This is a genomic window from Streptomyces sp. NPDC049040, assembly GCF_043197715.1.
GTDB lineage: Bacteria > Actinomycetota > Actinomycetes > Streptomycetales > Streptomycetaceae > Actinacidiphila.
Map to the genome: position 1 here is coordinate 64,366 of NZ_JBICTO010000029.1, position 18,847 is coordinate 83,212.

General features: G+C 73.4%; 12 protein-coding genes and 1 pseudogene. 5 read left to right on the top strand and 8 right to left on the bottom strand.

Features of this window, described 5'->3' with window-relative positions; all coding sequences use genetic code 11:
* From ACGFMP_RS35725 to ACGFMP_RS35750, 6 genes are all read right to left on the bottom strand, one after another.
* The coding region (locus ACGFMP_RS35725) for an LD-carboxypeptidase (protein ID WP_393678036.1) at nt 1-851 on the bottom strand (851 nt) is incomplete at its 3' end.
* A gap of 85 nt (nt 852-936) precedes the next feature.
* Nucleotides 937-2,931 carry a prolyl oligopeptidase family serine peptidase gene (locus tag ACGFMP_RS35730; RefSeq protein WP_393678038.1) on the bottom strand — a complete coding sequence of 665 codons (1,995 nt, stop codon included), beginning with the start codon at nt 2,929-2,931 and terminating at the stop codon, nt 937-939.
* Nucleotides 2,928-4,295 (bottom strand): M20/M25/M40 family metallo-hydrolase, encoded by a 1,368-nt coding sequence (locus ACGFMP_RS35735; RefSeq protein WP_393678040.1) that lies wholly within the window; start codon nt 4,293-4,295, stop codon nt 2,928-2,930. Before ACGFMP_RS35735 ends, ACGFMP_RS35730 begins: the two co-directional genes overlap by 4 nt.
* The gene (locus ACGFMP_RS35740) at nt 4,288-5,124 is read right to left on the bottom strand and encodes a M55 family metallopeptidase (RefSeq protein WP_393678042.1); all 837 of its coding nucleotides are present in this window, start codon (nt 5,122-5,124) and stop codon (nt 4,288-4,290) included. The genes ACGFMP_RS35735 and ACGFMP_RS35740 overlap by 8 nt, the downstream gene beginning before the upstream one ends.
* A gap of 11 nt (nt 5,125-5,135) precedes the next feature.
* A complete protein-coding gene (locus ACGFMP_RS35745) occupies nt 5,136-5,858 on the bottom strand; it encodes a class I SAM-dependent methyltransferase (RefSeq protein ID WP_393678044.1) in 723 nt (240 codons plus the stop codon).
* A gap of 75 nt (nt 5,859-5,933) precedes the next feature.
* Nucleotides 5,934-8,468: a SpoIIE family protein phosphatase gene (locus ACGFMP_RS35750; protein ID WP_393678046.1), complete on the bottom strand. Its 2,535-nt coding sequence runs from the start codon at nt 8,466-8,468 to the stop codon at nt 5,934-5,936.
* Nucleotides 8,469-8,761: 293 nt separating this feature from the next.
* Here ACGFMP_RS35750 and ACGFMP_RS35755 point away from each other — a divergent pair, with 293 nt between their 5' ends.
* Nucleotides 8,762-10,432, top strand: coding sequence for an MFS transporter (locus ACGFMP_RS35755; RefSeq protein WP_393678048.1), 1,671 nt, complete (start codon nt 8,762-8,764; stop codon nt 10,430-10,432).
* 289 nt (nt 10,433-10,721) lie between these two features.
* Here ACGFMP_RS35755 and ACGFMP_RS35760 read toward each other — a convergent pair whose 3' ends face one another.
* Nucleotides 10,722-13,229 (bottom strand): MFS transporter, encoded by a 2,508-nt coding sequence (locus tag ACGFMP_RS35760; protein WP_393678050.1) that lies wholly within the window; start codon nt 13,227-13,229, stop codon nt 10,722-10,724.
* A 144-nt stretch (nt 13,230-13,373) separates the two neighbouring features.
* Nucleotides 13,374-13,844 (bottom strand): SRPBCC family protein, encoded by a 471-nt coding sequence (locus ACGFMP_RS35765; protein ID WP_393678052.1) that lies wholly within the window; start codon nt 13,842-13,844, stop codon nt 13,374-13,376.
* A 124-nt stretch (nt 13,845-13,968) separates the two neighbouring features.
* On the opposite strand from ACGFMP_RS35765, the gene ACGFMP_RS35770 reads away from it, so the two are divergent.
* The 4 genes and pseudogenes from ACGFMP_RS35770 to ACGFMP_RS35785 form a co-directional block, all read left to right on the top strand.
* Nucleotides 13,969-15,045, top strand: coding sequence for an Rv2578c family radical SAM protein (locus tag ACGFMP_RS35770; RefSeq protein ID WP_393678054.1), 1,077 nt, complete (start codon nt 13,969-13,971; stop codon nt 15,043-15,045).
* 449 nt (nt 15,046-15,494) lie between these two features.
* On the top strand, nt 15,495-17,351 hold the full coding sequence (locus tag ACGFMP_RS35775; RefSeq protein ID WP_393678056.1) for a 3-hydroxyacyl-CoA dehydrogenase family protein: 1,857 nt from the start codon (nt 15,495-15,497) through the stop codon (nt 17,349-17,351).
* 91 nt (nt 17,352-17,442) lie between these two features.
* Entirely contained in the window at nt 17,443-18,234 is a 792-nt protein-coding gene (locus ACGFMP_RS35780; RefSeq protein ID WP_393678058.1) for a TetR family transcriptional regulator, read from the top strand.
* Nucleotides 18,235-18,450: 216 nt separating this feature from the next.
* Nucleotides 18,451-18,847, top strand: a pseudogene (locus ACGFMP_RS35785) (hypothetical protein); the annotation flags it as partial.

Consider the following 18,847-nt stretch of genomic DNA (forward strand, 5'->3'; position numbering starts at 1 on the left):
AAGCCCACGTGCTCCAGGACCGGGACGCCGAGCGGCCCGAGGCGGTCGAGGAACAGGGCACGCACCTCGTCGTAGGGGCCGCAGTTCTCCCAGGACCCCAGCGCGACGCCGGCGACCCCGTCGAGCCACCCGGTGCGCAGGAGCTGGGTGAGGAAGCGGTCGAGGCGGTACGCCTCCTCCCCGGTGTCCTCGAGCAGCAGGATGCCGCCCGCGGCGGAGGGCCGGGCGGATCGCGTACCGGTGTCGGAGGCGAGCAGGCTGAGGCAGCCGCCCAGGGTGACGCCCGCGGCGCGGCCAGGGACGAGGGCGCGGGCGGCCGGTGCACGCAGCACCTGGACCTCTTCGGGCGCGAAGAGGGTGCGACGCAACTGCTCCCGGCCCGGGGCGTCGGCGAGGAAACCGGGGGTGCCGGGCATCGGGCCGTGCAGGGTGGCCACGCCGAGGCGGGTGGCGAAGGCCTCGTGCAGCACGGTGATGTCGCTGTAGCCGAGGAAGGCTTTCGGCGCGGCCTGCTTCATGGCGGCCCAGTCGAGCAGGTCGACCATCCGCTGGGTGCCGTAGCCGCCGCGGGCGCAGATCACGGCGGCCGACGCCGGGTCGCACCAGGCGTCGCGAAGGTCGTCGGCCCGCGCCTGGTCGGCTCCGGCGAGGTAGCCGGACGGGTGGCTGTCCAGGACGTGCGGTGCGACGACCGGCCGGAGGCCCCAGCCCCGCAGCACGTCAAGTCCGGCCTCCAGCACGCCTGGTGGTACCGGCCCGGCGGGCGCCACGATCCCCACCCGGTCGCCCGCGACCAGCCGCCTGCCCCTGGTCAGGGCGGAAGCGGCCGCGGCCCGCGGCACCGCCGTCATCGGGCACCGCCAGGCTGCGGGCGTCGCCCGGCCAGGGCGGGTGCCGGGGTCGCGCGGCGCAGGGCGGGCGGTGCGGGTGCGGCGGTCACGGCGTCAGGTCGAGCAGCGGGACGCCCGGCGGGGTGAAGCCGAAGGCCTGGCCGTAGAGGGAGAGTTCGGCCTCCAGGCAGGTGATCAGGGTGTCCAGCCGGCGGAAGCCGTGGCTCTCGCCGGGGAAGGCGAGGTAGGCGTGCGGGACGGCGCGCCCGGCCAGCGCGGCCAGGAAGCGCTCGCACTGCACCGGCGGGCAGATCACGTCGTCCAGGCCCTGCATCAGCAGGAAGGGGGCGGTGATGCGGTCGGAGTGGTGGACCGGGGAGCGGTCGTGGTAGCGCTCGGGGACCTCGGTGTGCGGGCCGATGAGGGATTCGAGGTACCAGGATTCGAAGTCGTGGGTCTCGCCGCCGGTCGGCGACCAGGCGGCCAGGTCCAGGATCGGGTAGCTGATCGCGCCGCAGGCGAAGGTCGCGGTGGTGGTCAGTGCCGCCGCTGTGGTCCAGCCGCCCGCGCTGCCGCCGCGGATGGCGAGCCGCCCGGGGTCGGCGGCGCCCGCGGCGACCAGGCCTTCGGCGACGGCGACGCAGTCCTCGACGTCGACGATGCCCCACTGCTCGCGCAGCCGGTTGCGGTAGGCGCGGCCGTAACCGGTGGAGCCGCCGTAGTTGACCTCGGCGACGCCGATGCCGCGTGAGGTGAAGTAGGCGATCTCCAGGTCGAGGACCATGGAGGTGCGGCTGGTGGGCCCGCCGTGCACCCAGATGACGTACGGGGCGGGGCCGGTGCCCGCGTGGTCGGGGTGGCGCGGGGCGTAGACGTGGGCGTGGACGTCGCGTCCGCCGGGCCCGGTGAAGACGCGGGCCTGCGCGTCGGGGACGTAGGCGGGGTCGACCGCGTCATGGTGCGGGTTGCCGATGACCCGGGTGCGGCCGGTGGCGGCGTCGAGTTCGACGATCTCGTGCGAGCTGCGGGCGCCGGCGGCCAGGCCGATGACGCGGCTGCCGGTGGTGGCGAGGGTGGCGCTCCACTCGGTCCAGTGCCCGGCGGCGTCGGTGAGCTGCCCGGTGGCGGGGTCGAGCAGCGCGAGCCGGGCGGCGCCGACACCGTGCAGGACGGCGACCAGGCCGTCGTCGAGGGGGGCGAACCAGCGCTGCCCGAGCTTCCACAGCGGCCCGGCGAACTCCTCCTCGCGCGGGCACAGCTCGACCGCCTCGCCGGTGGCCGGGTCGACCCGGTGCAGATTCCACCAGCCGGTGCGGTCGGTGGCGGCGAGCAGGGTGCCGTCCGCGGCCCAGTCGGCCTGGGCGACGGATTCCTCGGGGCCGCCTGCGAGGGTGCGGGCGGGGCCGAGGGTGCCGTCGGAAAGGACGTCGGCGCAGCGCAGTTCCGTGCCGTCCCAGGGCATCCGCGGGTGGTCCCAGGCCAGCCAGACGGCCTGCCCGCCGTCGGGCGACAGCCGCAGGCCGGTGATGAAGCGGTGTGCCGCGGGGGCGATCTCGCGGACGGCGGCGCGGTCTTCCGCGGCCCTGCCGTCGAGCGGTACGGCGGCGTGCACCCTGCGCAGGTCGCCGGGTCCCTCGCCGGTGAACTCCTCGAGCACGGCCCAGACCTCGCCGCGCTCGGCGTGCAGGGCGGGTTCCGCCCAGCGCAGTCCGCCGCCGACCGCGGAGACCGGGGTGAGCGGGTACGGCTGCTCCTGCGGCCGGTCAGGCCGGAAGGCGTAGAGCCGCTGGTCGAGGTGGTGGGCGAAGACGATCAGCGGGGAGCCGTCGACGAGCGCGCCGGTCCAGGGCGTGCCGCCGTACTCCATGACGCGGTTGCGGACGTTCCAGGGTGCCGGCAGCGGGCATTCCTCGGTGCCGTCGGGGCGGCGCCTGATCAGTGCGCGGCGGCCGCCCTCGGCGGGGCGCGGCGCTGTCCACCACACGTCGTCGCCGACGACGCCGATGCTGTCGGGGGCGCCGTCGTGGGCGGCGGCGGTGGCCGCGTCGATCGGCGAGGACCAGCTGCCGTAAGCGGGGTCCTGGCGGGCGGCGGTGGTCACGCGGCCTCCTGTGTCGCGGTCCCGCGCAGGAACCTGTCGAGTACGTGCACGCCGAAGTGCAGGGCGTCGACGGGGACGTGTTCGTCCACGCCGTGGAAGAGCGCCTGGTAGTCGAAGCCGGGCGGCAGCCGCAGCGGGGAGAAGCCGTAGCCGGCGACACCGAGCCGGGAGAACTGCTTGGCGTCGGTGCCGCCCGACATGCAGAACGGCACCACGTGGGCCCCCGGGTCGAAGTGCTCGAGGGCCTCGCGCATCGCGGCGAAGGACGCCGAGTCGATCGATGCTTCGAGCGGCACCTCGTGGTGGTGGTAGTCCCATCGCACGTGCGGCCCGGTGAGCCGGTCCATGGTCTCGGTGAACTCGTCCTGGCCGCCGGGCAGGATGCGGCCGTCGACGTATCCGGTGGCGGTGCCGGGGATGACGTTGACCTTGTAACCGGCCTGGAGCATCGTCGGGTTGGCGCTGTTGCGGACGGTGGGGCGGACGAAGGCCGCCGCGGTGCCGAGCCGGTCGAGCAGCGTGTCGACGTCGTCGAGGTCGGCGGGGACCCCGTAGAGCGCGGCGAGTTCGGTGAGTGCGGCCCGCACGGTGGCGGTGAGGCGGACCGGCCAGCGGTGCTCGCCGATCCTGGTGAAGGCGGCCGCCAGCCGGACGACGGCGTTCTCGTGGTTGATCTTCGAGCCGTGGCCCGCCCTGCCCTGCGCGGTCAGTTCGAGCCACGCGGTGCCGCGCTCGCCTGCGGCGACCGGGTAGATCCGCAGCCCGTTGTCGGTGTGGACGGTGTAGGCGCCGGATTCGCTGACGCCCTCGGTGCAGTCGGCGAAGAGCTCGGGGTGCTCGGCGACGAGGAAGCCCGCGCCGTAGGCGGCGCTGTCCTCCTCGTCCGCGGTGAAGGCGAGCACGATGTCGCGGGGCGGCCGGCGGCCGCTGCGGGCCCAGGCGCGGACGGTGGCGAGCACCATCGCGTCGGTGTTCTTCATGTCGATGGCCCCGCGGCCCCACACGACGCCGTCGCGGACCTCGCCTGAGAAGGGGTGCACCGTCCAGTCGGCGGCCTGCGCGGGCACCACGTCGAGGTGGCCGTGCACCAGCAGCGCGTCGGCCGACGGGTCGGTGCCGGGGATCCTGGCCACCACGTTGCTGCGGCCCGGCGCCTTCTCCAGGATGGCCGGCTCGATCCCGGCCTCGGCAAGGCGCTCGGCGACGTATTCGGCGGCGGCCCTCTCGTTGCCGTCGCCGCCGCCGCGGTTGGTGGTGTCGATCCTGATGAGGTCGGAGGTGAAGCGCACCACCTCGTCCAGCGCCACGGAGTCGACCACCGGTGCTTCCGGCTCGTGCCCGCGGTCCACGGTCCGCTCAGCCATATTGCTCCTCCACCGCCTGGGACACCAGTGTCGTCACGGCCTTGAACGCGCGAAGGGCCGCGTACATCGTCGGCAGGCTGTACGCCACCCGCCGCTCCCCGGTCTGCTCCACCCCGGGGATCACGGTGGCGGCCCCCACCAGGTGCCATGCGTCGAACTCCAGCTCCACGGTGAAGGGCCCGGCCTGCTCGGGTTCGTGCCGTACCGCGAGCGCGGCGGCCTCGTGGGCGGCGGCGCGGATGTCGGCGGCCGTCCTGGCGGGCGGCCGGCAGACGGCGGCGTAGCGCGACACGTAGTCCTTGACGGCGACGGTACGGGCCTGCGGCGCGTAGCCGCGCGCGTCGTCCCCGGTGCGGTCGTCGCCGGTGACCAGGACGACGGGTACGCCGTACTCGGCGACGACGAGGGCGTTGAGCCGGCCCTCGCTCGCCGGCTCGCCGTTGACCCACACTCCGGTGATGGAGTTGGCGAGGTAGGTGTGGGCGAGGACGCCCTCGGTGCCCGCCCCGGTGTGGTAGCCGACGAAGGCGATGCCGTCGACGTCGCCGTGCTGGACGCCTTCGACCATGGACAGTTCCTTGTGCCGCCCGGTGAGCAGCTGGGCGCGTTCGTCGAGCTGCTCCAGGAGCAGGTTGCGCATCGTCCAGTGCGCCTCGTTGACGAGCACCTGGTCGATGCCGCCGTCGAGGAAGCCGGCGACGGCGGCATTCACGTCGGAGGTGAACATGTGGCGGCAGCGCTGCCACTGCTCGGTGCCCGGCAGGACGTCCGCCGGCCAGGTCACACCGGTGGCGCCCTCCATGTCGGCCGAGATGAGGATCTTCCGCATACGAGGTGACACTACGCGGAGAGCCCCGCCACCAGCCACCGGGAGGGGACCTCGATCCGTGTACCGTCCGGACGGAATTCGGTGGTCAGCAGCGGTGCCTCGCCGGAGGCCAGGACGTCGAGGCCCGCGGAGGTGAAGTAGCCGTGCACCGCGGCGTCGTGGACCTCGCCGGGCGCGATGCCGTGCGAGAAGATCGCGCCGAGCTTCGGCGGCGGGCCGGCCGGGCCCTGGGCGAGGGCGATGAGCACGCCCTTGGCAGCTTCCGCCAGCTCCACCGCGAAGACCCGGCCGCGCTGGCCGGTGAAGGTGGCGATGGCGTCCACCAGGCGGCTGCGGTCGGCGGTCTCGCACTGGTGCAGCACACCGCGCATGTAGACGTTGGCGTCGCCCAACTCCGCGTGCAGCGCGCGGACCGCGTCGGTGTCGACGGCGTCCAGCCGCTGGTAGGCGGCCAGGCCGCGCGGGTCGTCCCTGCGCGCCCGCTCCACGGCGCCGCCGGCCAGGTCCACGCCGACGACGTGCTGGTAGCGGCCGGCCAGGAAGCGGGTCTGCGTGCCGTTGCCGCAGCCGAGGTCGACCAGCGGCAGGCCGGGGTCGAAGTACTCCTCGAAGTACGCCAGGTGGCGTCCTGCCGTCAGCGCGGGATCGGCGTCCCACAGGACACCGCCCGTTTCGTACGGCGCGTCCTGCCAGAAGCTCTCCCACGCATGCGCGTACCCGCTGGAGACGTTCACACGTACTCACCACTCCCCACGTCGTGATCGTACGGAAGCCGGCAGCCCGCAGGGCCGGCCGGAAGGCGGCCGGTGTCAGTTCCCGCGCCGCTCCGGCAGGGCCTGCTCGAACCACACGGTCTTGCCCTGGGCCGACCGGCTGGTGCCCCATTCGCGGGCCAGCCGGCTGACGATCCTCATGCCGCGGCCGCCTTCGTCCTCGGGACCGGCGCTGAGCAGCACCGGCACCCCGTGGTCGTCGTCCGACACCTCCACCAGCAGCGCGTCCGCCCGCACCATGCGCAGTTCGACCGGGCGGTCGTGCGCGTGCCGCACCGCGTTGGTGACGACCTCGCCCACCAGCAGCTCCGCGGTCTCGCCGACCTCGTCCAGGCCCCACGCCCGCAGGGTGTCGCGGACCAGTGCCCTGGCCCTGCCGACCTCGCTGGGGTCGGGGGCCAGTTCCCAGGCGGCGACGTCCTGCCGCGGGATGCCGTTGAGCCTGGCCATCAGCAGTGCCACGTCGTCCTTGCGGCCGCCGCGCGGGTTGAGGGCGCGGATGATCGTGTCGCAGGCCGCGTCCATGGACGCGGCCGGGTGTGCGGCGCTCTCGCACAGCGCGGCGAGTCCGGCGCCGATGTCCTGGCCGCGGACCTCGACCAGGCCGTCGGTGCACAGCACCAGCCGGTCGCCGGGCGCCACCGGGACCCTGACCGTCTCGAAGGGCACCCCGCCGACGCCGAGGGGCGCCCCGGTCGGCACGTCGAGCAGCTCGCTGCGCCCGTCGGCGGCACGCACCAGGACCGGTGGGATGTGCCCGGCGTTGGCGATCAGCACCTCGGACTCGACCGGGTCGTAGACGGCGTAGAGGCAGGTGGCCAGATACTGCTCGCCGAGCCGCTGCGCCAGGTCGTCCAGATTGCGCAGCAGCTGCGCGGGTGGCAGCCCGAGCTGGGCCATGGTCTGCACTGCGGTGCGGAACTGCCCCATCATCGCGGCCGAGTTCAGCCCGTGGCCCATGACGTCGCCGACCACGAGGGCGAGCCGCGAGCCGGGCAGCTTGATGCTGTCGAACCAGTCACCGCCGACCCGGCCGAGCCGGGTGCCGGGCAGGTAGCGGGTGGCCACGTCGCAGCCGGGCATCCGGGGGGCGATGTGCGGCAGCATGCTGTCCTGGAGCGCGTCGGCGACGTTCTCCTGGTACGTGTACATGCGCGCGTTGTCGAGTACGAGCCCGGCGCGGGCGGCAAGCTCCGCGCCGGTGACACGGTCCATGTCGTCGAACGCCGCGCGTTCGCGGTGCCGCAGCAGGATCATGAAGCCCAGCACCACATCGCGGGCCTTGAGCGGCACCACCAGCATCGAGCGGTTGTTGATCAGCGGGCTGATGTCGCGCTTGGGGAACTGCGCGGCGATGGCATTGCCCATCTGCTCGCTGATCCGCGGCACCATCACCGGCTCGCCGGTGGTCATGCACCGGAAGAAGGGCGTCTGCGCGGGAAAGGGCATCGACTCGCCGACAGGGACCACGTCGTCCCAGCGGCCCGGCTCGTCGGTGTGCTCGACGGCGACGCGATGCCACATGGTGGTGACATCGGGCGGCCCGTCGGGAAAGCCCTCGCCTGCGAGCACCTGCTCGCGCAGGTAGGTGCCGGCGACGTCGGTGAAGCGCGGCACCACGGCCGCGCTGACCTCCTGGATGGTGCGGGCCAGGTCCAGCGAGGTGCCGATCCGGCCGCTGACCTCGTTGAGGAACTCCAGGTGCTCGCGCACCGCGGCGTACTCCAGGTCGGGTGCCAGGTCCTCGGCGGGAACGGCCGCCGGGTCGACGGCCGCGGCCTGCTCCGCCGCCCGCCGCCTGGCCTGCCGCTCGACCCGGCGCGGCACCCCCCAGTCGGGGGTGACCGGCACCCGCTCGTGCCGGCTGATCTCCAGCACCGGGTAGCCGACGTCGAGGACCTGCGCCACGATCCGCGCGCTCTCCAGCGGATTCATGCTGGGCAGGATCTCCGGGAGCCGCTTGGCCAGGTCGTCGGCGCCGGCGAACTCGGTGTGCAGGGCGAAGCCCGGTGCGATCCGCTCGAAGTCCTCGGCGGCCGGCGTGTCCTCGGCGGGCCGGAGCCCGGCCGCGTCGGCGGCCAGGACGAGCAGCCGCTCGGGGCCGGGGCCGGCCAGCGGGTAGGCCCACCACAGCACGTCGAGGGCGCGGCGCCGCCCGGTCCCCTCCTCGTCCCGCTCCGAGTCGTGGCCCGCGGCCTCCCCGCCCGCGGCCGCGTCGCCCTGCGGGACGTCCCGCTCGGGTTCGAAGAGCCGGGCGCGCCCGGCGGTGGGGTAGGAGCCTGCGGCGGCCAGCGACGCCTCGAGGCCGCGGCCGCAGTCCTCCTCCGACGGATACGCCGCGGCGGTCGCGCCGCGTTGCAGGGGGACGCCGGAATCCTGCCCCGTCGCGCCCTCCAGGGCGCCGACCACCGGCAGCAGATCGGCGGCCGGGCGCCCGACCGCGTCCTGCCGGGAACGGCCGAACAGCCGGCGCGCACCCGTACTCCAGTGCGAGACGAGTCCCGTGGCGTCCACGACGATCACCGCGAGCGGGATCCGGCCGGAAAGTCCTGTCGGATGGCGGCGGTCCATGGTTCGTCGGGCTCCTTCCCCTGGCAGCCGCCGCTCCTGCCCCCGGGGGTGGGCCCACCCGTCCGGTGCAAGGTCTGCGGTGCCGATACCACGTTACGGCCGGGGCGGGTCCACCGGGCGGCAAAGGGCAAATCCGGGCGCACGCCCGCGCGCGAGCAACCGCGCGGGCCGTGCTAGCGTCCAAACTCTGTGTTCGAACTCTGATCCGAGCCGGTCACGGGTGGGAGTCCGATCCCGCCGGGAGTCAGCCGGCCGGTAGACCCGCACCCGCATCCGCCACCGGAAGAGGCCCTGTGACGACCTGGCAGCCTGCGCGTGTTGCCGCACCCCGCCAGCCGCGCTCCGTGCTGCGCCGGGTCAACGTACGCCACCCGATCGTCGTGGCCACCGCGGTGGGCGCCGTGCTGCACGTGCTGTGGGCGTTCTTCCTGGCCAGGGACTCCGGCGACATGGCCGCGCAGTATGCCTGGACCGACTTCATACGGGCGCATCCCTCGGCCTCGTACAACCTGTCCTGGTACGGCGGGATGCACCCCGCCTCCTACAGCATCCTGTCGCCGTACATCATGGCCGCGCTCGGGGTGCGGACCACCGCGGTGGTCGCCGGCACGCTGTCGGCGACGGTCGGCGCGGCACTGCTGATGCGGGGCGGCATCCGCCGTCCGATGGTGCCGGTGCTGTGGACGACATTCGCCCTTTGGTGTGATGTCGTCTCCGGCCGGGTCACCTTCGCGCTCGGCATGCTCTTCGCGATGGTCGCCGCGCTGGTGCTCTTCCCGGCGACCCCCGCCTCCCCCGGCATCCGCGGCCGCTCGCCCCGGCTGGCCACCGCGGTGGCGATGACCGCCCTGGCCACCATGTGCAGCCCGGTGGCCGGCCTGTTCATGCTGGTCGTCGCGGCGACGCTGTTCCTGACCGGCCGCAGGGCCGACAGCTACGTGCTGGCCGTGGTACCGCCGCTGGTGGTCGGCGCGACCTCGCTGCTCTTCCCCTTCTACGGGGTGCAGCCCTTCGCCTGGTACTTCGCGATCATCCCGTTCGCCATCACGGTGGTGACCGCGCTCGTCGTCCCGAGGGCCTGGCGCGAGATGCGCGCCGGATCCTGGGTGTACGCGATCGGCGTGGCCCTGACCTGGGTGATCCCCTCCCCCATCGGCAGCAACGTGGAGCGCCTCGCACTGCTCTTCGGCGGCACCGTGCTGCTGCTGGTGGCCCGCAGCAGCCACTGGACCGGGCGGCGCCTGCTGGCCCTGTGGCTGGCCTTCGCCGGGGTCGCGGCCTGGCAGATCACCAAGCCGATCGTGGACCAGGTGAACACCTCGGCGGTCAGTTCGACGGTCCGGCACGCACCCCCGCTGATCGCCGAGCTCAAGAGCGTGGACGCCGACAAGGGCCGGGTCGAGGTGGTGCCGCTGCGCTCGCACTGGGAGGCCTCCGGCCTGTCGCCGTACGTGAACCTGGCCCGCGGCTGGAACCGGCAGGCCGACGTCGAGCGCAACCCGCTCTTCTACGACGGCACCCTGAACGCCGAGACGTACAAGGCGTGGCTGGAGCACTGGAGCGTCTACTACGTGGTGCTGCCGTCGGACCAGCCGGACGGCGCCGCTGTCGCCGAGGCGAAGCTCGTACGGGCCGCGCCGGACTGGCTGACGCCCGTGTGGCACGACGAGAACTGGCAGGTCTTCCGGGTCGCGTCCCACGTCGACCCGCTCGCCGACCCGCCGGCCACCGTCGTGGAGGCCGGGCCGGCCGAGCTCACCGTCAAGATGCCGTCCGCCGGCTCGGTGCTGCTGCGGATCCCCTGGTCGCCCGTGCTGGGCATCGAGGGCGCGGATGACAACCGGCACGGATGCCTGATGCCGGACGGGGAGTGGACGCGGCTCAATGCCCCTGCGGGCGGCACCTACCGGATCGGCGGCACCTACGCCTCCATCCGGGGCACCCAGTGCCCCAAGACCCCCTGACCCCTTCCCCCGCCCGCACCTCCCGCCGCCCCGGGCCCGCGGCACGTCTACATCGGCCGGCACCCGACCGCCGCCCCGGGACCGGGACACGTCTGCATCGGACGGCGCCATACAGGGGCGCGGGGAACGGCGCGGGCAACCGGCCACCCGCCGGTGGTCCGGGCACGACAGCAATTGCCCCTTTGGGCCGGTGACGGCCCGCGCCCCGCTGCCGGGCACCCCCGGGTGAAGCGCCGGGCCGCCGGTGCCCGGGCGGCGGCCCGGCGTCAGGAAACCCGCCCCGGAGGGGCTAGTCCGCGTGCCCCAGCTGAAGGTCGCGTTCGGTGCGGCCGCCCCCGGCGACCTGGAGAACGGTCGCCACCGGCGGGTATCCGGCAGCGATGACGGTGTACTCCCCGGCCGCGAGGTCGACGAAGCGGAAGTGCCCGTCGGCGGCGGTGGTGACGGAATCGACGACATTGCCCGCGGCGTCCAGGAGGGTGACCCTGGCGTCCTCGACCAGGCGCCCGCCGGGTGCGCGGACGATGCCGCGCAGGACCGCGCCGCCGGCCAGCTCGACGTCCTGCCGGGTCTCCCTGGAGGACTGCACGGAGACCGGCAGGGCCGCGGGGCGGTAGGCGGGTGCGCTCGCGGCCAGGGTGTATTCGCCGGCTACCAGCTCCGCCAGGACGTAGGCGCCCTCGCGACCACTGCGTGCGGTGGCCACGACGTCGCCGCGCACGTCGGTGAGGGTCACGATGGCGTCCCGCACCGGTGTGCCGTCCGCGGTGCGTACGGCTCCGGCGAGCCGCCCTGCGCCGCCGAGGACGACGTCGAGGTCGACGGGGTGGTCGCCGACGGTGACGCTGACGGCTTGCGGCTGGTGCCCGCCGGCGGCGGCGATCAGGACGTAGCTGCCGGCGCCCGGCGTGCTCAGCGCGTAGCGGCCGTCCTCGCTGGTGGCGCCGCGGCCGATCTGGCGTCCCGTGACGTCGATCAGGGTGAGCGCGGCCCGGCCGACGCTGCTGCCGTCCGAGTGCTGGACGGTGCCGCACACCGCGACGCCGGCGTGCGGCGGGGTGGCCAGCCGGCGGGCGCCGGGCAGTGGCGCGGCGGACGCGGCGCCGTCGAGGTGGTCGGTGGCGGGAGCGTCGTACGCGGTCGTGGCAGCGGTCGCTGCCGCGGGGCCGTGCTGGGTGACCAAGGGTTTCTCCTTGAGCAGGAAGGCGAAGAGGAAGCCGAGGACGAGCACCGGCACCAGGTAGAGGAAGATCCGCGGCATGGCGTCCGCGTACGCGTGCACGTAGCCGTCGCGCACCGCCGCGGGCAGGGTGCGGACCAGTTGCGGGGTGACCGACTGCGGGTCCGGCAGGTGGGCGCCGTGCGGGAGTTCGACGGCGAGCCGCTTGCCGAGCCGGTCGGCGAAGAGGGTGCCGAAGACGGCCGCGCCGACGGAACCGCCGATCTGCCGGAAGTAGTTGTTGGCGCTGGTGGCGGCCCCGATGTCGGCGGGGCGCACCGAATTCTGCACGGCCAGCACCAGTACCGGCAGCGCCATGCCGATGCCGAGGCCCAGGACGGCCATGAAGAGGCTGTAGGTGAGTTGCGGGGTGTCCGCGTCCATCAGCGACAGCATCCACATGCCGGCCGCGGACAGGGCGCCGCCGACGATGGGGAAGATCTTGTACCGCCCGGTGCGGCTGATCAGCTGCCCGCTCGCGATGGACGCGACGACGACGCCCAGCATCATGGGCAGCATCAGCAGCCCGGAGCCGGTGGCGCTGGCGCCGTCGACCATCTGCAGGAAGGTCGGCAGGTAGCTGGCCGCGCCGAACAGGGCGATGCCGACGACGCAGCCGATCAGCGCGGTGACGTTGAAGACGGGGTCGCGGAACAGCCGCAGCGGGATGACCGGCTCGGCGGCGAACCGCTCCACCAGGATGAAGAGCAGGGCGCAGCCGACCGCTCCGCCGCCCAGGCCCAGGATCTCCCGGGACTGCCAGTCGTACTTCGAGCCGCCCCAGGTGGTGACCAGCACCAGGCAGGTGGAGGCGGTGGCGAGCAGCAGCGCGCCGAGCACGTCGAGCCGGGGGCGGGCGGTGGGTTTGGGGAGCTTCAGGACCAGGGTGACGACGGCGAGGGTGACCAGGCCGAAGGGGATGTTGATCGCGAAGCACCAGCGCCAGGAGGCGTGGTCGGTGAAGAAGCCGCCGAGCAGCGGTCCGGCGACCGAGGCGAGGCCGAAGGCGGCGCCGATCAGGCCCATGTAGCGGCCGCGTTCGCGGGGCGGGACGATGTCGGCCATGATCGCCTGCACGCCGATCATCAGACCGCCGCCGCCGATGCCCTGGACCGCGCGGAAGGCGATCAGCTCGTCCATGGACCGCGACCAGGCGGCAAGGGCGGAGCCGGCGACGAAGGTCATGATCGCGAACTGGAAGACGCCCTTGCGGCCGAAGAGGTCGCCGAGCTTGCCGTAGATCGGCAGGCCGATGGTGGAGGCCAGCAGGTAGGCGGTGACCACCCAGGACATCTGGTCGAGGCCGTGCAGCTCGCCGACGATCTTCGGCAGGGCCGTGGCCACGATCATCTGGTCGAGGGCGGCGAGCAGCAGCGCCAGCATCAGGCCGAGGAAGACCAGCCGGACTCTGCGGGGCGTCAGGTCGGGCCCCGGCGCGGCCTGGGCGGCGGCGTCGGGGGCGGGCGCGGGCCCGGTCCCCTCGGCCAGGGCGCTGCCCGTGCCGGAGCCGCCGCCTCCGCCCCCGCCTCCGTCCTCTGTCAGTGCCGCCGTCCGATCGGTCAGCGTGCTGCCAGCCACCCTTCACTCCCCTCGTCACACCTGCTGCGCCACCGTCTCCCGCATGAGGCGACAACGAAGGAGCAGCGCGGCGATTCTCAGGAAGTAGGCAAAACCACCCGTATCAGTGAAAGACCATGAAACCAACCGGGTGACCTGCGGGCGTCAGGACCCGGGCGTGCACTGGCCCGCGCCGCCCTCGACCTCGGCGGCGAACGACGCCAGGATCGCGTCGTAGATACGGCCGAGGCCCTTGGGGGCGAAGGCGCGCTCGAAGAAGCCGCCGACGCCGGTCGCACCCTGCCAGCGGGTCGTGGCGACCACCTTGCTGGCGCCCGCGCCCTCCGGGGTGACCGTCCAGGTGGTGACCATGGTGGAGTTGCGGTCGGTCTCGACCAGCTGCCGCTCGGCGGGGGCGGTCACGTCGAGCAGGCACTCCCGTACGCGGTTGCTGGTGGCCTGGAGCTTCCAGTGCACGACGGTGCCCGCACCGGTGCCGCCCTCGCGCACCTCGTACTCGCTGAACTGCTCAGGGAGCACCCGGCCGCGGGTGCCCGCGTAGTCGGCGAGGGCGTCGTACACCCGCTCCGGCTCCGCTGCGACGATCCGCTCCGTGGTGGCCTCGACGAGCGCCATGAATTCTCCTCGGTCCGTGTCCGTGCGCGTTCTTCACGCGCCGCACAAGCCAACCACACCCGCTTTTCGAATCTGTGTTCTATTGTGGAGGGAACGGCACACCTGACGACCGAAGGAGGGCGCCATGCGCTGGGACCAGCTGGGCCGGGACGACGCCACGGCCGCGCTCTTCGGCACCGACGCGGTCACCCGCCACTTCGACACCCCGGAATTCCGCGGCATCACCTTCCACGAGGTGCGCGCCCGGTCGATCCTGAACCGGGTGCCAGGAGCGTCCCGGATGCCGTTCGAGTGGACGGTCAACCCCTACCGGGGGTGCAGCCACGCCTGCGTCTACTGCTTCGCGCGCAGGACGCACAGCTATCTGGACCTGGACACGGGGCACGACTTCGACACCCAGATCGTGGTGAAGACCAACGCGGCGGAGCTGCTGCGCCGCGAGCTGGCCGCGCCGCGCTGGCAGGGCGAGCACGTCGCGATGGGCACCAACGTCGACTGCTACCAGCGGGCGGAGGGCCGCTATCAGCTGATGCCCGGCATCCTGGCGGCGCTGCGGGACCGCGCCAACCCGTTCTCGATCCTCACCAAGGGCTCGCTGATCCTGCGCGATCTCGAACTGGTGCGGCAGGCCGCTCGCGTCACCGATGTGTCCATCGCGCTGTCCGTCGGGTTCCTCGACGGCGAGTTGTGGCGCAGCGTCGAACCGGGCACGCCTTCCCCACAGACGCGCCTCGCGGTCTGCCGCACCCTCAGCGAGAACGGCATACCCTCCTCGGTCCTGATGGCGCCGGTGCTCCCCTTCCTCAGCGACTCGCCCGAGCAGCTGCGGGCGACGGTCCGCGCCATCGCCGCGGCAGGGGCCGGGTCGATCACCCCGCTCGTGCTGCATCTGCGCCCCGGCGCCCGGGAGTGGTACATGTCCTGGCTGGCCCGCAACCACCCGCATCTCGTGCGGCGTTACGAGGCGCTGTACGCGGGCGGGTCCTACGCGCCGACGTGGTATCAGCGCCGGGTCACCCGCCAGGTGCACGAGTTCGCGGCGGAGTTCGGCTGCGGCCCGGCCCGCAGGACCGGCTTCCGGCCGGCACGGCAGGCCCAGGAGACGAGGGAGACACCGCAGGAGCGGGAGCAGCCTGTCGCGCCCGGCCCGCGGCAGGACCGGCCCGCCGACCCGGGCGACACCCAGCTCACCCTGCTCTGACGGCGGCACCACCGGACGGCGGCACCGGTGGTGCGCGCCGCCGCGCCTTTCTGCCGGCCGTACTCCACGGGGGCGTACGGCCGGCAGATCCACGACACGGTTCCGACTGCGCTCCCGACGGCACCGCACGGGGTCCCGCCCGCCGCCGGGCACCTCGCGGCCGATCGCGCTCATCTGTGAGCGGTGCAGATCACATGCGCACAGGGGTGGCGCCGAAGTTACCCGCCAGTTACCCTCGAATGCATCGTGCACGGCGGCCTGGTGACGCAGCCGCCCCGCACGCGCAGCACCACGTCGGTTCGGCATCGTCGCGGCGCGGCCCCGGGACAGGGCCCGCCGGATCCTCACCGCGGGCACGCACATCTCAGCGACCGGCCCGCGACTCCATCTCTCCTCCCAGCCGTGCGCGCTCGTACGCGCCCGGTCTCCTCAGCGTCTGGAGACACGCGATGGACCGTCCCTCCGCAGCCTCGCAATCCGCAGCGCCGTCCGCAGCAGCGTCCACGGCGCCGTCACAGGAACCCGCCGTCGCTCCCCCGTCCGTCATCGCCGTCATCGGCCTCGGCACCATGGGCACCGGCATCGCCGATGTCATGGCCAGGGCGGGCCACGAGGTGATCGGCATCGACATCGACCCCGCGGCGGCCCGCCGCGCGGTCGCCGCACTGGAACGCTCCACGGCGCGCGCGGTGGAGCGCGGCCGCGGCACGGCGGCGGAGCGCAGCGACGCGCTCGCCCGCTTCCGCACCTTCCCCGACCTCACCGCCGCCGCGGCCGCCGACCTGGTCATCGAGGTGGTGGACGAGCGCTACGAGACCAAGCGCGAGGTCATCACCGCGCTCGACCGGATCGTCAAGCCCGGCGCGATCCTGGCCACCGGCACCAACGCGCTGTCGGTGACCCGTCTGGCGGCCGAGACCGGCCGCCCCGACCGGGTGCTCGGCCTGCACTTCTTCGCGCCGGCGCAGGCGATGAAGCTGGTCGAGGTGGTGTCCACGGTGCTGACCTCGCCGGAGACCACCGCGGCCGTCACCGCGCTGGTGCGCAGCCTCGGCAAGGAGCCGGTGCCGGTCGGCGACCGGCCGGGCTTCATCGCGGACGGGCTGCTGTTCGGCTATCTGAACCAGGCCGCCGCCATGTACGAGGCGCGCTACGCCACCCGGGAGGACATCGACGCCGCGATGCGGCTGGGCTGCGGCCTGCCGATGGGCCCGCTCGCGCTGCTCGACCTGATCGGGGTGGACACCGCCACCACCGTCCTCGACGCGATGTACGAGGCGAGCAAGGACCGCTTGCACGCCCCGGCGCCGGTGCTGCGCCAGCTCAGCGCGGCCGGGCTGCTCGGCCGCAAGTCGGGCCGCGGCTTCTACTCCTACGAGGCGCCCGGCGGCTCCGTGGTGGTGCCGGACGCCGAGACCCCGGCGGACGGGCCTTCCGGCAACGGGGGCCGTACGGTCCGCAGTGTCGGCGTGGCCGGTTCCGGCACCATGGCGACGGGGATCGCCGAGGTCTTCGCGAAGGCCGGCTTCCCGGTGCAACTGGCCGCGCGCACCCAGGAGAAGGCCGAGCAGGCGGTGGCGCGGCTGGCCAAGTCGCTGGACCGCTCGGTGGCACGGGGACGCCTCGACGCGGAGCGGCGCGACGCGGCCGTGGCCCTGGTGACGCCCGCGGCCTCCTACGACGCGCTCGGGCAGGCGGACCTGGTGGTCGAGGCGGTCACCGAGGACCTGTTCGTCAAGCAGCAGCTGTTCCGGATCCTCGACAAGGTGTGCAAGCCGGGCGCGGTGCTGGCCACCACGACCTCCTCGCTGCCGGTGGTGGCGATCGCCAGGGCCACGGAACGCCCGCAGGACGTCGTCGGGATGCACTTCTTCAACCCCGCACCGGCGATGAAGCTGGTCGAGGTGGTCCACACGGTGCTCACCGCGGACGAGGTGCGGGCCACCGTCCGCGAGGTGTGCGGGACCCTGCGCAAGCACCCGGTGGACTGCGGCGACCGGGCGGGCTTCATCGTCAACGCGCTGCTCTTCCCGTACCTGAACAACGCGGTGAAGATGGTGCAGGACCACTACGCGAGCGTGGAGGCGATCGACGCGGCCATGAAGCTCGGCGGCGGCTATCCGATGGGGCCTTTCGAGCTGCTCGACGTGGTGGGGCTCGACGTGTCGCTGGCGATCGAGCAGGTGCTGCACGAGGAGTTCCGCGATCCGGGGCTGGCGCCCGCGCCGCTGCTCGAACACCTGGTGTCGGCGGGCTGCCTGGGGCGCAAGACCGGCCGCGGCTTCCGCGAGTATGCCCACCGCTGACCGGCCGCACGGCCCCGACAACCGTACGGCGAGCTGGGGTCTTTTCCCCCCGGCCGCCGGACGGGGCGGTCCGCCGTGTTACGTTCCCCACATGCCCCAGCCCGCGAAGTCCGGTGCCCCGCAGACTGCGACCGTCCGCCGCGCCGCAGCCCAGCGGCACCGGGTGCGGCAGGATCTCGCGTCGGCCGCGATGCACCTGTTCGCGACGCAGGGCTACGAGGCGACCACGGTCGATGAGATCGCCGCCACGGCCGGTGTGGCGCGCCGGACCTTCTTCCGGCACTTCAGGTCCAAGGAAGAGGCGATCTTCCCCGACCACGACGACACGCTGGTGCGCGTCCAGGCCGTGCTGGACTCCGCCGACCCGCACGAGCACCCGCTGGACACCGTGTGCCGCGGCATCACCGAGGTGCTGCGGATGTACGCCCAGGTGCCCGAGGTGTCGGTGGAGCGCTACCGGCTGACCCGGGAGGTGCCGACGCTGCGGGAGCGCGAGATCGCCTCGGTGGCCCGCTACGAGCGCCTTTTCACCCGCTATCTGCTGGGCCACTTCGACGAGGGCGCCCAGGGCTACGGCGACGACGACCCGCTGCTCGCCGAGGTCGCCGCCTCCGCGGTGGTGGCCGCGCACAACCATGTGCTGCGGCGCTGGCTGCGGGCGGACGGCAAGGGTGACGTGGAGGCGCAGCTCGACCACGCCTTCGACGTGATCAAGGCGACCTTCGGCACCGGGATCGGCGCCGGGCGGATACCGTCACGGGCGTCCGCCACGACGCCTGCGACGGTGTCGAGGCACGGCGAGGTGGTGGTTGCGGTGGCCCGCACCGACGCCACACCGGCCCAGATCCTGCGCGGCATCGAAGAGGCCCTGCGCAAGGCATGAGCGGCCCCCGCCCCGCCGGACAGCGGCTGTCCGGCTCCCCGGGCGGCCGCTGTTGCCGGTTCACGGCGGCGGGGTGACACTGAGAAGAAAAAATGGCACGCAGTGTCTTTACGACTGGCACGCCGTGCCATACGGTATCCACAGTCCGAGCGGACGGCGTGCGGTGATCCCTCGCAGGCCGGCTGTCCCCCAGGCTCGGACGCCTGCGTCACAGGCATTCCGCGCCACCGCGCGGCTCCTTCGCTCCACCGTCAAACCCTTCGCCGGACCGACGGCACCTCCTCCATCCCACCCGATCCCCGCGATCCGCGTCACGCGTCGGCGTCCCCTCGGACACCGGCACGGGCGCGCACGCGGAACGCTTCGCCGGAGGCGAGTCACATGAAGGAAATCCTGGACGCCGTCCTCGCGCCTGACAGCACGGCCGCCGACTTCGCGGCCCTGAAGCTGCCGGCGTCGTACCGCGCGGTCACCGTGCACAAGGACGAGGCGGAGATGTTCGCCGGCCTCGCCACCCGGGACAAGGACCCGCGCAAGTCGATCCACCTCGACGATGTGCCGGTGCCGGAGATCGGCCCCGGCGAGGCCCTGGTCGCGGTCATGGCCTCCTCGG

Coding starts and splice junctions, on each gene's coding strand:
- ACGFMP_RS35735 (WP_393678040.1), bottom strand. CDS start 4,295: ATGGCTGAGCGGACCGTGGACCGCGGGCACGAGCCGGAAGCACCGGTG.
- ACGFMP_RS35740 (WP_393678042.1), bottom strand. CDS start 5,124: ATGCGGAAGATCCTCATCTCGGCCGACATGGAGGGCGCCACCGGTGTG.
- ACGFMP_RS35750 (WP_393678046.1), bottom strand. CDS start 8,468: ATGGACCGCCGCCATCCGACAGGACTTTCCGGCCGGATCCCGCTCGCG.
- ACGFMP_RS35765 (WP_393678052.1), bottom strand. CDS start 13,844: ATGGCGCTCGTCGAGGCCACCACGGAGCGGATCGTCGCAGCGGAGCCG.
- ACGFMP_RS35770 (WP_393678054.1), top strand. CDS start 13,969: ATGCGCTGGGACCAGCTGGGCCGGGACGACGCCACGGCCGCGCTCTTC.
- ACGFMP_RS35775 (WP_393678056.1), top strand. CDS start 15,495: ATGGACCGTCCCTCCGCAGCCTCGCAATCCGCAGCGCCGTCCGCAGCA.
- ACGFMP_RS35780 (WP_393678058.1), top strand. CDS start 17,443: ATGCCCCAGCCCGCGAAGTCCGGTGCCCCGCAGACTGCGACCGTCCGC.